Source organism: Streptomyces caeruleatus (assembly GCF_001514235.1).
GTDB classification, from domain to species: domain Bacteria; phylum Actinomycetota; class Actinomycetes; order Streptomycetales; family Streptomycetaceae; genus Streptomyces; species Streptomyces caeruleatus.
In genome coordinates this window covers 1-15,723 of record NZ_KQ948930.1, presented here as the reverse complement: position 1 = coordinate 15,723, position 15,723 = coordinate 1, and the positions used below count along the sequence as shown (strand labels likewise).

Sequence of the window (15,723 nt, the reverse complement as noted above, 5' to 3'; positions counted from 1 at the left end):
TTTGCCCACTCAGGGGCGCGGGGAACTGCGCGACCAGCCCCCCCCGACCGTCAGCCGCCCATCAGCCCCCACCACCCCACTCCCTGGGCGCACTGTCAGTCCCCGTCCGTAGACTGACCCCGTGAGCGACCAGAACGAGCCCGACCCCCTCGACCCCTTCGACGAGATCATCGCGGAAGAGACCGACCGCGACCCCGATCTGGCGGTCATCGAGGCCGGCAGCCGAACCCTGCGCACCCAGGGCGGCCCGCCGCAGGCCGACGTGCCCGCGCGCCCCGAGGACCCCGAGGTCGACAAGGCCCTGCGCGAGGTCGAGGCGGAGCTGGCGACGCGCTGGGGCGAGACGAAGCTGGAGCCCTCCGTCAGCCGTATCGCCGCGCTCATGGACGTCCTGGGCGAGCCGCAGCGCTCGTACCCCTCGATCCACATCACCGGCACCAACGGCAAGACGTCGACCGCCCGCATGATCGAGGCTCTCCTCGGCGCCTTCGAGCTCCGCACCGGTCGCTACACCTCGCCGCACGTCCAGTCGATCACCGAGCGGATCAGTCTCGACGGCGCCGCGATCTCCGCCGAGCGCTTCATCGAGACGTACCAGGACATCAAGCCGTACGTCGAGATGGTCGACGGACAGCAGGAGTACCGGCTGTCCTTCTTCGAGGTGCTGACGGGCATGGCGTACGCAGCCTTCGCCGACGCGCCCGTCGATGTCGCCGTCGTGGAAGTGGGGATGGGCGGCTCGTGGGACGCCACCAACGTCATCGACGGTGATGTCGCCGTCGTGACCCCCATAGACCTCGACCACACCGACCGGCTCGGCGGTACGCCCGGCGAGATCGCCTCCGAGAAGGCCGGGATCATCAAGCAGGACGCCACCGTGATCATGGCCCAGCAGCCGGTGGACGCCGCGCAGGTGCTGCTGAAGAAGGCCGTGGAGGTCGACGCGACCGTGGCCCGTGAGGGCCTGGAGTTCGGGGTCGTGGCACGGCAGGTCGCCGTCGGCGGGCAGCTGGCGACGCTGCGCGGACTGGGCGGCGAGTACCCCGAGGTGTATCTGCCGCTGCACGGCGCGCACCAGGCGCACAACGCCGCCGTCGCACTCGCCGCCGTGGAGGCGTTCTTCGGCGTCGGCTCCGCGCGGGCCGAGTCGCTGGACATCGACACCGTCCGCAAGGCGTTCGCCGCCGTCGCCTCGCCGGGGCGGATGGAGGTCGTACGGCGTTCGCCGACCGTCGTGCTGGACGCGGCCCACAACCCGGCCGGTGCGCGGGTCACCGCCGAGGCGATCGGGGAGGCCTTCGACTTCAGCCGGCTCATCGGGGTCGTCGGCGCGAGCGGCGACAAGAACGTGCGGGGGCTGCTGGAGGCCTTCGAGCCGATCTTCGCCGAGGTCGTCGTCACGCAGAACTCCTCGCACCGGGCCATGGACGCCGACGAACTGGCCGCCATCGCCGTCGAGATTTTCGGTGACGATCGCGTGCAGGTCGAGCCGCGGCTGCCGGACGCGCTGGAGGCCGCGATCACGCTGGCCGAGGAGGAGGGCGAGTTCGCGGGCGGCGGTGTGCTGGTCACCGGGTCCGTCATCACGGTCGGCGAGGCCCGGCTGCTGCTGGGGAAGGGCTGAGTCCGAAGATGCGTACGCTCTGTTCCTCGACGCTGATCGGCGAGTTCTTCGTCATCGGCTTCGCCGGTCTGGTCGCCATGAAGGATCCCGACCTGTCCATGTCGACGGTGTGGACGGTCAGCGGCATCGCGATGTTCCTGTGCGTGCTGCTGTGCGGCGTGGTGACCCGGCCCGGCGGGGTCGCACTCGGCTGGGCGCTGCAGATCGCGCTCATCGCCTCCGGCTTCATCGTGTCGACGATGTTCATCCTGGGCGTGATCTTCGCGGCGCTGTGGTGGGCCTCGGTGCACTACGGGAGGAAGGTCGACGAGGCGAAGGCGAGATTCGCCGCGCAGAGCGACTCCTCTACACCTGACGCTGCGTAACAAGGGCCCGGACACGCCCTGTAACCTCATCCCACCGCACCACCGGCTGTAAGTAAGAAGGAGCCCTCCCGTGACCCAGCGCACCCTCGTCCTGCTCAAGCCCGACGCCGTCCGTCGCGGTCTGACCGGCGAGATCATCAGCCGTATCGAGCGCAAGGCCGGCTGGCAGATCACCGCGCTGGAGCTGCGCACCCTGGACCAGGACACGCTGGAGCAGCACTACGGCGAGCACAAGGGCAAGCCGTTCTACGAGCCGCTGGTGGAGTTCATGGCCTCTGGCCCGGTCGTCGCCCTGATCGTCGAGGGCGAGCGGGTCATCGAGGGGCTGCGCGCCCTCGCCGGTCCGACCGACCCGATCGCCGCGGCGCCGGGCTCCATCCGCGGTGACTTCGGTGTGATCGTCCGGGAGAACCTCATCCACGCCTCCGACTCCGAGGAGTCCGCCGAGCGCGAGGTGAAGATCTTCTTCCCGGGCCGCGCCTGACTCCTCTCAACCGGCCCGACCTGGGGCGGCCGAAGAAACCCGGCGGCCCGGCGGCATATGCGCGGCGATCGAGGGAACGAGTGCCCCCGATGGCCCGTCTCCACAAGCGGGGCGGCTCGCCATCTGCTGACAATGGCGAAGACCCTCCCGCAGTGTTCGCGAAAGCGCGTCTACGATAGAAGCCTTCACGTCACAGCACCCACTTCGCCGACCTGAAAAGCCATCAAAAGCTCCCAGGGAAGGCCAGACGAATCCTGATGGGGAACTCAATGTCGTTCATCGGCCGTGACATGGCTGTCGACCTCGGGACCGCCAACACGCTGGTGTACGTCAGGGGTCGCGGGATCGTACTCAATGAGCCGTCCGTCGTCGCGATCAACACCAACACCGGTGGCATCCTCGCGGTCGGCGCCGAAGCGAAGAAGATGATCGGGCGCACGCCCGGCAACATCGTTGCCGTACGTCCGCTGAAGGACGGCGTCATCGCCGACTTCGAGATCACCGAGCGGATGCTCCGCTACTTCATTCTGAAGATCCACAAGCGGCGGTATCTGGCTCGTCCGCGGGTCGTCGTCTGTGTGCCCTCGGGCATCACCGGCGTCGAGCGCCGCGCCGTCATCGAGGCGTCGTCCCAGGCCGGCGCCCGCCAGGTGCACATCATCGAGGAGCCCATGGCCGCGGCCATCGGCTCCGGCCTGCCGGTCCACGAGGCCACGGGCAACATGGTGGTCGACATCGGCGGCGGCACCACGGAGGTCGCGGTCATCTCCCTCGGCGGCATCGTCACCGCCCAGTCCATCCGCGTCGCGGGCGACGAACTGGACAACGCGATCATCCAGCACATCAAGAAGGAGTACTCCCTTCTGCTGGGTGAGCGGACGGCCGAGCAGATCAAGATCACGGTCGGTTCCGCGTACGACCTCGACGCTGACGAACACACCGAAATCCGCGGCCGGGACCTCGTCTCCGGGCTGCCCAAGACCGTCGTCATCTCCGCGGCCGAAGTGCGCAAGGCCATCGAGGAGCCGGTCAACTCGATCGTGGACGCGGTGAAGACGACCCTCGACAAGTGCCCGCCGGAGCTGTCCGGCGACATCATGGACCGAGGAATCGTTCTGACCGGCGGCGGCGCCCTGCTGCGCGGCCTCGACGAGCGGCTGCGTCGTGAGACCGGCATGCCGATCCACATCGCCGAGGACCCGCTGGACAGCGTGGCGCTCGGCTCCGGCAAGTGCGTCGAGGAGTTCGAGGCGTTGCAGCAGGTGCTGGACGCCCAGCCGCGCAGATGACGTAACTCTTCGATTCCGCCGTACGGGATGATCTCCTCTCGTACGGCGGATCGTTGATATAGAGGCATAAGCTTCCAAGAGCCGCCAAGCGCGTCATTCAAGCTCGCATACAAGCTCCGCACACAAATTCCGTATATGAACCCCCCGGGTTTTCCCGGGGTTTCCCGAACTCCTATGAGGAAGGGCACGGCCGTCGCACGTGAGGGACACACGAGAGAGCCGGCTGCTCCTGGTGCTGCTGATCGCCATCGCGTTCGCGCTGATCACGGTGGACATCCGCGGCGGTGAGGATTCCCCGGTCGACGGCGCGCGGTCCGCCGCGGCCACGGTCTTCGGCCCGATCGAGAACGGTGTGTCGTCGGCGGTCGACCCGGTCGGCAACGCGGTCGCCGCGATCCGTGACTCCGGCGAGCGCCACGACCGGCTCGCCGCGCTGGAGCAGGAGAACGCCGCTCTCAAGGCGAAGCTCGGCAGCGACGACCGCAACCGCAGCCGGCTCAAGCAGCTCGACAAGATGCTGAAGGTCGCGGGCGCGGGCCAGTACGGCATCAAGGGCGCCGAGGTCATCGCCATAGGAGCGGCCCAGGGCTTCTCCTGGACGATCACCATCGACGTCGGCGAGAACGACGGCATCCGGCGCGACATGACCGTCCTGAACGGGGACGGGTTGGTCGGTCGGGTCACCACGGTCGGCCCGAACACCGCGACCGTGCTCCTCGCCAGCGACCCCGACTTCACCGTCGGCACCCGCATGGAGGCCAGCGACGAGCTCGGCTTCGCCTCCGGCCAGGGCGACCGCCCGCTGCGCGTCGAACTCCTCAACGGCAAGGCCGAGGTGAAGAAGGGCGACCGGCTCGTCACCTTCGGCTCCCAGGCCGACAAGCCCTTCGTGCCCGGCGTCCCCGTCGGGGTGGTCTCCCGCGTCGACCCGTCAGGCGGCGGCCTGACCCGCACCCTGTACGTCACGCCGTACGCCGCGTTCTCCAAGCTCGACATCGTCGGCGTGGTCGTCCAGGCCCCCACCAAGGACCCGCGCGACACGGTCCTCCCTGACAAGCCGAAGCCGACCCCCACGCCGACCGTCACGGTCACCGTCACGCCGGGCGCCGACGGCACGGTCGACGGCCAGGACCAGCCCCAGGCGGACGGCCAGAACCAGCCGCAGGCGGACGGTCAGAACCAGCCCCAGGCGGATGGTCAGAACCAGCCGCAGGCCGACGGGCAGTATCAGCCGCCGGGCGACGGTCAGAACCAGTACGAGCAAGAGCAGTAGGAGCTGAAGCCCCATGCGCGTCAACCGAATCCTGCTCTCCTCCGCACTGATCGTCGTCGCCCTGGTGATCCAGGTGAGCGTCCTGGCCCGCCTCCATCTCCCGGGCGCCGTCCCCGACCTGCTGCTCCTCACCGTCCTGGGCCTCGCCATGGTCTACGGCCATGTCGGCGGCGCCCTCGTCGGCTTCGGCGCCGGTCTGCTCGCCGACCTCGCCCCGCCCGCCGACCACGCCGCCGGCCGCTACGCGCTGGTGCTGTGCGTCATCGGCTACCTCGCCGGGCTGATCAAGCCCGACAACGGGCGGCTCAAGTCGGCCACCGGGCCGATGGTGGTCGTGGTCGTCGCCGCGATCGGCACGACCCTGCTGTACGCCGGGGTCGGCGCCCTCGTCGGGGACACCGCCGCCCGCCATGTCGGCCTCGGCAGCCTGCTGTTCACCGCCGCGCTGTACGACCTGCTGCTCGCCCCGTTCGTGGTGCCGGGGATCATGGCGCTGGCCCGGCGCGCGGAGAACGACCCGCTCGCCGACAGCAACTCGCAGACGAAGAAGGCCGACATCTCCACCGGCTGGCTCTCCGGCGGGACCGGGCTGCGCATCGGTGGCCAGCGCGGGGGCCTGAGGGGCGGCCTGAAGGTGAAGGCGGCGCGGGTACGAACGGCCCGGGCCGGGCGCATCAAGGGGGTCAAGCGGCTGTGAGGGCAGCGGAGTTCACCCGGGAGGGTGAGTCCAGGAGGAACCGGACCGCACGGGCCGGCCGTTCATCACTCGTACACACACAGTCGTATCCGCACTGGTACTCGCATCAGCGCACACACCAGTACTCGTACCAGTACTCGCACTGAGAGGGGGAGGCAGCCGCAGTGACCAACATCCCCGAGACCGGCCGGACGCCACGCGTACAGATCCGGCTCATCGTCATCCAAGTCCTCGTTCTCTCCCTCCTCGGCACCCTCGGCGGACGCCTGTGGTACCTCCAGATCCGCGAGGGCGACGCCTACGCCAAGGAGGCGTCCGGCAACCACGTCCAGCAGGTCGTGCAGCCCGCCGTGCGCGGCTCGATCCTGGACGCGCGCGGTGTGCCGCTCGCCGACAACGAGACACGGCTGGTGGTCTCCGCCTCCCGCACCGACCTGCTGAAGATGAAGGACGACGGAGAGGCCGTCCTCACCAAGCTGGCCGGTGTGCTGGGCATGACGCCCAAGGAGGTCAAGGAGAAGGTCCGGCTGTGTGACGCCGAGACCCCCCAGCCCTGCTGGAACGGCTCGCCGTACCAGCCGATCCCCATCACCGACGAGGCCACCCCCAAGCAGGCCCTGCAGATCCGGGAGCGCGCCGAGGACTTCCCCGGCATCACCGCCGAGCCGCAGGCCCTGCGCCGCTACCCGAGCCCCGGCAAGTCCAACACCGCCCAGGTCCTCGGCTATCTCTCCCCGGTCACCGACGCCGAGCTCCAGCAGGCCCAGGACACCGACTCCCCGTACCTGCGCTCCGACCAGGTCGGCCGCTCGGGCCTGGAGCGGCATTACGACAAGGAGCTGCGCGGCAAGGCCGGCGTCACCCGCTACGAGGTCGACAACCTGGGCCGGGTCATCGGCCAGGCCAAGGCGGACGCCGCCCAGCCCGGCTCCAACCTCGTCACCAGCATCGACGCCCGAGTACAGCGGGTCGCCGAGTACGAGCTGAACGACGCCATGAAGCAGGCCCGCAAGGAGTGGGACCGCAACACCAACGAGCCGTACAAGGCCGACTCGGGTGCGGTCGTCGTGATGGAGGCCAAGACCGGCCGCATCGTCGCCATGGCGTCCAACCCGACGTACGACCCGAACGCGTGGGTCGGCGGCATCTCCGCCAAGGACTACAAGACGCTGACCGGCAAGTCCTCCAACTACCCGCTGCTCAACCGGGCGATCCAGGGCCAGTCGGCCCCGGGCTCCATCTTCAAAGTCATCCCGACGGCAGCAGCGGTGAACGCCGGCTACTCCTTCGACGGCCCCTACCAGTGCTCCAGCTCGTACTCCATCGGCGGTCAGGTCTTCAAGAACTTCGAGTCCAAGGGGTACGGCCCGATCAGCCTCGGCCGCGCCCTGGAGGTGTCCTGCGACACCGTCTTCTACCGGCTCTCCCACGAGGAGTGGAAGCGGGACGGCGGCACCAAGCCGAAGAAGAACGCGGGCGACTGGTTCTACAAGACGGCCCACCAGTTCGGCCTCGGCGCGGAGACCGGCATCGACCTGCCCAACGAGGTCACCGGGCGTGTCCCGGACCGCAAGTGGAAGCAGGACTACTGGAAGGCCAACAAGGACGCCTGGTGCAAGTACGGCGATAAGGACGGCAGCTACGCCGAGAAGATCGCCTACGAGAACTGCCTCGAAGGTAACCGGCTGCGCGCGGGTGACTCCGTCAACTACTCCATCGGACAGGGCGACACCCTCGTCACCCCCATCCAGATGGCCACCATCTACGCGGCCATCTCCAACGGCGGCACCCTCTACGACCCCACGGTCGGCAAGGCCGTCGTCAGCGCCGACGGCAAGACCGTCGAGGAGATCAAGCCCAAGTCGCACGGCAAGCTGCCGATAAGCAAGCAGACGCTGGCCGCGATGGACGACGCCCTCGCCGGTGTCGCCACCCGCGGTACGGCCGCCTGGCGGTTCGCGCAGGTCGGCTGGCCGCAGGACAAGATCCCGATGCACGCCAAGACCGGTACCGCCGAGGTCTACGGCAAGCAGACGACCTCGTGGTTCGCGACCTACACCAAGGACTACTCGATCGTCATGACGATCTCCCAGGGTGGTACGGGTTCCGGTGCCTCGGGTCCGGCCGTGCGCAACATCTACGACGCGCTGTACGGCGTCTCCGACGACGGCGCGATCAACAAGAAGAACGCGCTGCTGCCCACGCCCGCGAAGAGCCTGCCGAAGGTCCGCACGGACGGCACCATCACCTCGCCCAAGGTCTCCAAGGACCCGGCGAAGGACCAGCGGGTCAGCCAGGAGGGCAAGGCCGGGCCGGACGAGCAGCAGCTCGCCGGGACCGTGGCGCCGCCGACGAACGAGAACCGGGACACCCGGCGCAGGCGGCGCAGGAGCCGTCGGCGGGGAAGCCGGAGGATGCTCACATGACCGGCGCGAACGGTTTCCAGGTCTCCGGGTACGGGCCCGAACGGGCGGGCTGGACCCGCCTGTTCGCCCGCGACTCGCTCGCCCGCCGGCTGGACTGGCCGATACTGCTGTCGGCGATCACGCTGTCGCTGATCGGCTCGATCCTGGTCTTCTCGGCGACCCGAAACCGGACCGAGCTCAACCAGGGCGACCAGTACTACTTCCTGCTCCGGCACATCCTGAACACCGGTATCGGGTTCGCGCTGATGATCGGGACCGTGTGGCTGGGGCACCGCATGCTGCGCACGGCGGTGCCGATGCTGTACGGAGTCTCGGTCTTCCTGATCCTGCTGGTGCTCACCCCGCTCGGCTCCACCATCAACGGCGCCCACTCCTGGATCAAGCTCCCCGGCGGCTTCTCGCTCCAGCCCTCGGAGTTCGTGAAGGTCACGATCATCCTGGGCATGGCGATGCTGCTGGCGACGAGAGTGGACGCGGGCGACAAGCAGTACCCGGACCACCGCACGGTGGTGCAGGCGCTGGGCCTGGCTGCCGTACCGATGCTGATCGTGCTGCTCATGCCCGACCTCGGCTCGGTCATGGTGATGGTGGTGATCGTGCTCGGCGTGCTGCTCGCGTCCGGCGCCTCCAACCGCTGGGTCTTCGGGCTGATCGGCGCGGGCACCATGGGAGCGATCGCGGTTGTGCAGCTGGGCGTCCTGGACGACTACCAGATCGCCCGCTTCGCGGCCTTCGCCAACCCCGAGCTGGACCCGGCGGGCGTCGGCTACAACACCAACCAGGCGCGTATCGCGATCGGCTCGGGCGGGCTCACGGGCTCGGGGCTGTTCCACGGCTCGCAGACGACCGGCCAGTTCGTGCCGGAACAGCAGACCGACTTCGTCTTCACCGTCGCGGGGGAGGAACTGGGCTTCGTCGGCGGCGGGCTGATCATCCTGCTCCTCGGTGTGATCCTGTGGCGCGCCTGCCGCATCGCCCGCGAGACGACCGAGCTGTACGGGACGATCGTCGCGGCGGGCATCGTGGCGTGGTTCGCCTTCCAGGCCTTCGAGAACATCGGGATGACCCTGGGCATCATGCCGGTGACCGGCCTGCCGCTGCCGTTCGTGTCGTACGGCGGGTCGTCGATGTTCGCGGTGTGGGTGGCGGTGGGGTTGCTGCAGTCGATTCGGGTGCAGCGGCCGATGTCGGCGTGATCGCTCCGCTGGGTTGAGCCGGGGCTTCGGGGGCCGGGATCGGGGTGTCGGCCGGGGCTGGGGTATCGGCTCGGGGCTGGTGGGAGTACCGGTCTGTGTGCGTCGCTGGTGCTGGTGCTGGTGCTGGTGCTGGTGCTGGTGCTGGTGCGGGTGCGGGTGTCGGCTGGGGGCGCGGCGCCGGTAGGGCTGGGTGCCTGCCGGGTCGGGTGTTTTGGCCGGGCTTCGTGGCTCAGAGGGCCGTTGGACAAACCGGTGCCGCTCGTTCAGGGCGCCTTGCCGAACCGGTGCAGGGCGGTCCGCCGAACCGGTGCAGGGCGGTCCGCCGAACCGGTGCCGGGCGGTCCGCCGAGCCGCTCCGCGTGGCCCGCCGGACCCGTGCGCGCGCCTCGGTCGGCCAGGGCTCATCGACCGGTTTTCTCGCCATCACCCCCCTGTTCGCCTGGGGTTTATGGCTGGTAAGCCCTGTCGTCCGGTTGTGACTGCCACTAGATTCGGGTCATGGCGGACACGAAGCGCGAAATCGAGCGGAAGTATGAATCCGACGACAGTGGCTTGCCCGACCTGACCGGTGTCGCCGGGGTCGCGGCCGTCATCGACAAGGGGGTCGCGCATCTCGACGCCGTCTACTACGACACCGCTGACGAGCGCCTCGACGCGTCGTCGATCACGCTGCGCCGCAGAACGGGTGGCTCGGACGCCGGCTGGCATCTGAAGTTTCCCGTGGCGCCGGGCGTGCGGGACGAGATTCAGGCCCCGTTGTCCGACGACCTGCCCCGCACCCTCGCCGGGCTCGTCCGCTCCCGGGTCAGGGACGCCGAGCTGGTGCCCGTGGTCCGGCTGCGCTCCGACCGTGATGTGCGCGATTTGGTGGACGCCGAGGGCCGGCTGCTCGCCGAGGTCAGCGTGGACGCCGTACAGGCGGAGCGGCTCACCGGAGGCGGCCGTACCGCTCAGTGGACCGAGATCGAGGTGGAGCTGGCGGACGGCACCGACCCGGCGTTCCTCGACAAGGTCGAGAAGAAGCTGAGGAAGGCGGGCGTGCGGCCCTCTGCCTCGGCCTCGAAGCTGAAGCGGGCCCTGACGGAGACGGCGCCGAAGAAGAAGCGCGGGGGGCAGACGGGGGCGGCCGAGGCGGAGTCGGAGCCGGTCACCGCCGGGGATCATGCACTCGCCTACCTTCGCGCGCAGCTGGACGCGATCGTCGAGCTCGATCCGGCCGTGCGGCGGGAGGTGTACGACTCCGTGCACAAGATGCGGGTCGCCACCCGGCGGATGCGCAGCGCCCTCAAGTCGTACGGCAAGGTCCTCGACCGCGAGGTGACCGACCCGATCGGCGAGGAGCTGAAGTGGCTGGCCGGAGAGCTGGGCGTCGACCGGGACCAGGAGGTGCTGACCGAACGGCTGACGGCCGCCGTCGACGAGCTGCCGCGCGCGCTGATGGTCGGGCCCGTCCGCACCCGGCTGCGCACCTGGGCGCGTGCCCGCAGCGGGGGATCGCGGCGGCGTCTGACCAACGTGCTCGACGGCGCGCGGTATCTGCGGCTGCTGGAGTCCCTCGACGCCCTGGTGGCCGATCCGCCGCTGCTGAAGGCGGCCGGCAAGAAGCCGGAGAAGGTGATCGGGAAGGCCGTACGCAAGGACCTGTCGAAGGTGTCCCGACTGGTCGAGCGGGCGTTCGAGCTGGAGCCCGGACAGGAGCGGGATCTCGCGCTGCACGAGGCGCGGAAGAAGGCCAAGCGGACGCGGTACGCGGCGGAGTCGGCGGTTCCGGCGCTGGGCGATCCGGCGACCGCCCTGGTGAAGTCGATGAAGAGCCTGCAGAACCTGCTCGGCGACCACCAGGACAGCGTGATGACACGAGAGGCGCTGCGGGAGCTGGCCCGGCAGGCCCACGGGGCGGGGGAGCCGTCGTTCACGTACGGGCTGCTGTACGGGCGTGAGGAGCGCCGGGCGGCCGACGACGAGGCCGGGCTGCCCGGGCTGTGGAAGGAGATCAAGAGCGGGACGAGCATCTGAGCGTGCGGGGGGCCGTCCCGGTCGCGTTAGGCTAGATGGTCACCCCTGTCAGTTCAGTCCAGCTCACGAAGGTTCGCGAGATGTCTGCCGAAGTCGCTGCGGCCGCCGAGTCTGTGTTCCCGCAGCTCGAAGCTCTGCTCCCGCATGTGCAGAAGCCGATCCAGTACGTCGGCGGAGAGCTCAACTCCACGGTCAAGCCGTGGGAGTCCTGTGACGTCCGCTGGGCGCTCATGTACCCCGACGCGTACGAGGTCGGGCTGCCCAACCAGGGCGTCATGATCCTCTACGAGGTCCTGAACGAACAGGAGGGCGTCCTCGCCGAGCGCACGTACAGCGTGTGGCCGGACCTGGAGGCCCTGATGCGGGAGCACCGGGTCCCGCAGTTCACGGTGGACAGCCACCGGCCGGTGAAGGCGTTCGACGTGTTCGGCCTGTCCTTCTCCACCGAGCTCGGCTACACCAACATGCTCACGGCCCTGGACCTGGCCGGGATCCCGCTGGAGTCCAAGGACCGCACCGTCGACGACCCGATCGTCCTGGCCGGCGGCCACGCGGCCTTCAACCCCGAGCCGATCGCCGACTTCATCGACGCGGCGATCATCGGCGACGGCGAGCAGGCCGTGCTGGACATGACGAAGATCATCCGCGAGTGGAAGGCGGAGGGCCGGCCGGGCGGCCGCGAGGAGGTCCTCTTCCGCCTCGCGAAGACGGGCTCGGTGTACATCCCGGCGTTCTACGACGTCGAGTACCTCGCGGACGGCCGTATCGCCCGTGTCGTACCGAACAAGAGCGGTGTCCCGTGGCGTGTGTCCAAGCACACCGTCATGGACCTGGACGAGTGGCCGTACCCCAAGCAGCCCCTGGTCCCGCTCGCCGAGACGGTCCACGAGCGGATGTCGGTCGAGATCTTCCGCGGCTGCACGCGCGGCTGCCGTTTCTGCCAGGCGGGCATGATCACCCGCCCGGTGCGCGAGCGCTCGATCACCGGCATCGGCGAGATGGTCGAGAAGGGCCTGAAGGCGACGGGCTTCGAGGAAGTCGGCCTCCTGTCCCTCTCCTCGGCCGACCACAGCGAGATCGGCGACATCGCGAAGGGCCTGGCGGACCGCTACGAGGAGGACAAGATCGGTCTGTCCCTCCCGTCGACCCGCGTGGACGCCTTCAACGTCGACCTGGCCAACGAGCTGACCCGCAACGGCCGCCGTTCCGGACTGACCTTCGCCCCCGAGGGCGGCAGCGAGCGCATGCGCAAGGTCATCAACAAGATGGTGAGCGAGGAAGACCTCATCCGGACGGTCGCCACCGCCTACGGCAACGGCTGGCGGCAGGTGAAGCTGTACTTCATGTGCGGCCTGCCGACGGAGACCGACGACGACGTCCTCCAGATCGCCGACATGGCGATGAGCGTGATCGCGAAGGGCCGCGAGGTGTCGAGGTCCAACGACATCCGCTGCACCGTCTCGATCGGCGGTTTCGTCCCCAAGCCCCACACCCCGTTCCAGTGGGCCCCGCAGCTCTCCGCCGAGGAGACGGACGCCCGCCTGGAGAAGCTCCGCGACAAGATCCGCGGCGACAAGAAGTACGGCCGCTCGATCGGCTTCCGCTACCACGACGGCAAGCCCGGCATCGTCGAGGGCCTCCTCTCCCGCGGCGACCGCCGCATCGGCGCCGTCATCCGCGCGGTCTACGAGGACGGCGGCCGCTTCGACGGCTGGCGCGAGCACTTCTCCTACGACCGCTGGATGAGCTGCGCCGACAAGGCGCTGGCCCCCTTCGGCGTCGATGTCGACTGGTACACCACCCGCGAGCGGACCTACGAGGAAGTCCTCCCCTGGGACCACCTGGACTCCGGCCTCGACAAGGACTGGCTCTGGGAGGACTGGCAGGACGCCCTCGACGAGACCGAGGTCGAGGACTGCCGCTGGACGCCGTGCTTCGACTGCGGTGTCTGCCCCCAGTTCGACACATGGCCACAACTGAGTGACAGCGGGAAGAAGCTTCTGCCGCTGACGGTGAAGAAGGCTGCGACCAGCGAAGACGCGGGCTGACCATGAGTGAGGCGTTACGGCGCATCACTGATGCTGTGGCGGATGTCACAGAGGAGGAGCTGGCCGAGGTGCTGGGCGCGCTCGGTGCTCAGCGGCGACCGCAGAAGCTCACACAGCGTGCTGTGAGGACGCCGTTGCCGTTGCCCGGAGGATCTTCCAACATCCGGTCCGAGGTGGAGTGGATCTGAGTCAATGAGGCCGAGCCCTGTGAAATGCAGAGGGCTCGGCCTCACTCATGTTCGCGGCCGTACTCTCGTTGTATGGCTGAGCACTTGGGAGACCGGCTCGCTCGTCTGAGGCGAATGGCCGACCTCACGCAAGAGGGACTGGCTGAGAAGTCGGGCGTCTCCTCGGACGTGATCAAGAAGCTGGAGCAGAAGCGAAAGCACAGCGCGAGGCTGCCGACTCTGCATGACTTGGCCAGGGGGCTTGGGGTCGAACTGACCGCGCTGCTCGGTGACCCTCCGGGCGTGCCGTCCACGGGGGAGGCCGACCCGCCCCAGCTTGTTGCCGTAAGGCGAGCGATCATGCCGCCGCTGTTTGCTCCGCCACCTGATCCGAACGGGCCTGAGCGGCTGACCGTGGCGCTCCTGCGGCGCGAGATCGCCGACGCGTGGACCATCTATCACAGCGCGGAGTTCGGTCGGCTCATGGAGATCCTGCCCAGCATCATCAACGACGCGCGCTTCGCCGCTTCGGTGGGCAAGGGAGACGAGAAGGCGGCCGGACAGGCGGCGCTGGGCAAGGCACTCCAGTTGGCCGGTCACCTGGCCATCCGTTTAGGGAAGACGGACCTCGCCCTGAGTGCGCTGGAGCGGGCCATGAATGCCGCTGAGCAGTCCTCCGATCCGTTGCTGGCGCCCATGGTCAGTAACTCCGTCGCGTGGAACTACCAGCGCCAGAACCGGCTGGATGACGCGGAGAACCTCGCCGTGTACGCGGCGGACGGGGTTGAGCGCGAACACTGTGACACGGCCGAAGGCGTGCGTGTGTGGGGCGGGCTGCTGATGTCGGCGGCGACGAGTGCGGCGCGCTCTGGTGACTACGACGCGGCGAACGAGATGATGACGACGGCCGAGAAGGCGACCAAGCGCCTGGCGGTACTTCCAGCACCCACCAACGGACGCATGGTGTCGGTCTTCAGTCGCTCGTCGGTACGCATTGAGCGGGTCAGGCTCGCCGTGCAGCACGGGCGTCCGGAGGAGGCCCTCGGCCTCGCGAAGGGTATGCGCCTCAGCGCCGACACTCCTCCCTCCTGGCGGACATGGCTTCTGCTCGACGTGGCTCGTGCGCATACGGACTTGGGACACGCCGAAGGGGCGGTGAAGGCTCTCACGCGGCTACGGCAGATCGCACCGGCCTGGATGCGGCACCACACGCTGGCGGTGGCGATTGTGAGCGACCTCTGGGCCTCGCCGAGCCATCCGCCTGGGCTGCGCAAGCTTGCTGAGTTCCTCGGGGTCGCAAGCTAAGGGCGCAGAAGTGGGACGTTCCGTCCCTGTAGCGCGTCCAGCACCCTGCGTGACGATGGCGGTTCACCGATCATCGACAAGAGGGGTGCTCGATCATGTCGGGGAACGCACGGGCGCGGCTGGCAGACGCCATCAGGCGGTTTGGTCACGATGGCTGCTTGCTTGTCTTTCATGATCCTCATGATCCGTGCGGAACCACAGCGAAAGGCGCCGACCTGGCTTCGTACTCGGGTGTCGAGCAGACGTCGAGTCCGGAACTGAGCGACAAGGTTCGGGTGGTCAACGCTCGGAGTCGGGGCGAGATCCTGTGAGTACGCGTTCGGTCGTTCGCCACGAGCGGTGGACGCTGGAACCCGACCGTGAGCCGGACGCGGAGCCGACCGTCTACGTGATGGAGTGCGCGGTGTGCGGTGAGGCCTCGGACGGGAGTGAGGACTACTCGGAGGGGCAGAGTTGGGTGCTGAAGCACTGCGGCAAGAACCCGTCGCATCGCACCTTCCGGGAGATCATCACCCGTCCGTGGCGTGCCTGGCGGCACACGTGATGCGCCGCGCGGTGGACTGGGTAGCCCGCTTCACGGGACCTCTGATGATCATCATGATCTCGGGTTCGTGCGGCTTCGTCCTGGGCGTGGCTGCCGCTTCCGGTTCCGCGCCGTAGATCTCCCGTCCCCGCCGGACGTAGCTGAATCGAGGTGTTCCCCCGGCTCTGAAGAAGCTCTGGCGGGGGCGGGTCTTTGCCCTGGTAGTGGCGCGGTTTGGGCACGCCGCCGGCCGTAGAGGCTTTGGGCGGGAGCTGCCATGGGGCGAGTGAACAGGGGGCCTTACGCTGCC

12 protein-coding genes are annotated in these 15,723 nt (G+C 68.7%); all 12 read left to right on the top strand.

The annotated features are described in order from the left end of the window. Positions 1-121: 121 nt before the first annotated feature. Positions 122-1,624 carry a bifunctional tetrahydrofolate synthase/dihydrofolate synthase gene (gene folC, locus AQJ67_RS21195; RefSeq protein WP_062720619.1) on the top strand — a complete coding sequence of 501 codons (1,503 nt, stop codon included), beginning with the start codon at positions 122-124 and terminating at the stop codon, positions 1,622-1,624. Between the two features lie 8 nt (positions 1,625-1,632). Further along, on the top strand, positions 1,633-1,989 hold the full coding sequence (locus tag AQJ67_RS21190) for a DUF4233 domain-containing protein (RefSeq protein ID WP_062720618.1): 357 nt from the start codon (positions 1,633-1,635) through the stop codon (positions 1,987-1,989). A 70-nt stretch (positions 1,990-2,059) separates the two neighbouring features. Continuing rightward, positions 2,060-2,473, top strand: a complete 414-nt coding sequence (gene ndk, locus AQJ67_RS21185; RefSeq protein WP_062720617.1) for a nucleoside-diphosphate kinase — start codon at positions 2,060-2,062, stop codon at positions 2,471-2,473. 269 nt (positions 2,474-2,742) lie between these two features. Next, positions 2,743-3,762 (top strand): rod shape-determining protein, encoded by a 1,020-nt coding sequence (locus tag AQJ67_RS21180; protein WP_062720616.1) that lies wholly within the window; start codon positions 2,743-2,745, stop codon positions 3,760-3,762. A gap of 199 nt (positions 3,763-3,961) precedes the next feature. Next, on the top strand, positions 3,962-5,035 hold the full coding sequence (gene mreC / locus AQJ67_RS21175; protein WP_062720615.1) for a rod shape-determining protein MreC: 1,074 nt from the start codon (positions 3,962-3,964) through the stop codon (positions 5,033-5,035). A gap of 13 nt (positions 5,036-5,048) precedes the next feature. Beyond that, positions 5,049-5,732, top strand: coding sequence for a rod shape-determining protein MreD (gene mreD, locus AQJ67_RS21170; protein WP_062720614.1), 684 nt, complete (start codon positions 5,049-5,051; stop codon positions 5,730-5,732). 164 nt (positions 5,733-5,896) lie between these two features. After that, positions 5,897-8,158 (top strand): penicillin-binding protein 2, encoded by a 2,262-nt coding sequence (mrdA, locus tag AQJ67_RS21165; protein ID WP_062720613.1) that lies wholly within the window; start codon positions 5,897-5,899, stop codon positions 8,156-8,158. Beyond that, complete coding sequence (gene rodA / locus AQJ67_RS21160) at positions 8,155-9,354, top strand: rod shape-determining protein RodA (RefSeq protein WP_062720612.1); 1,200 nt, start codon at positions 8,155-8,157, stop codon at positions 9,352-9,354. Before mrdA ends, rodA begins: the two co-directional genes overlap by 4 nt. Positions 9,355-9,852: 498 nt before the next feature. After that, positions 9,853-11,370: a CYTH and CHAD domain-containing protein gene (locus AQJ67_RS21155; protein ID WP_062720611.1), complete on the top strand. Its 1,518-nt coding sequence runs from the start codon at positions 9,853-9,855 to the stop codon at positions 11,368-11,370. 80 nt (positions 11,371-11,450) lie between these two features. Then, complete coding sequence (locus tag AQJ67_RS21150; protein ID WP_062720610.1) at positions 11,451-13,418, top strand: TIGR03960 family B12-binding radical SAM protein; 1,968 nt, start codon at positions 11,451-11,453, stop codon at positions 13,416-13,418. Between the two features lie 260 nt (positions 13,419-13,678). Beyond that, positions 13,679-14,890 carry a helix-turn-helix domain-containing protein gene (locus AQJ67_RS21140; protein WP_079056082.1) on the top strand — a complete coding sequence of 404 codons (1,212 nt, stop codon included), beginning with the start codon at positions 13,679-13,681 and terminating at the stop codon, positions 14,888-14,890. Positions 14,891-15,197: 307 nt separating this feature from the next. Further along, a complete protein-coding gene (locus tag AQJ67_RS21135; protein ID WP_062720607.1) occupies positions 15,198-15,434 on the top strand; it encodes a DUF7848 domain-containing protein in 237 nt (78 codons plus the stop codon). Positions 15,435-15,723: the final 289 nt, after the last annotated feature.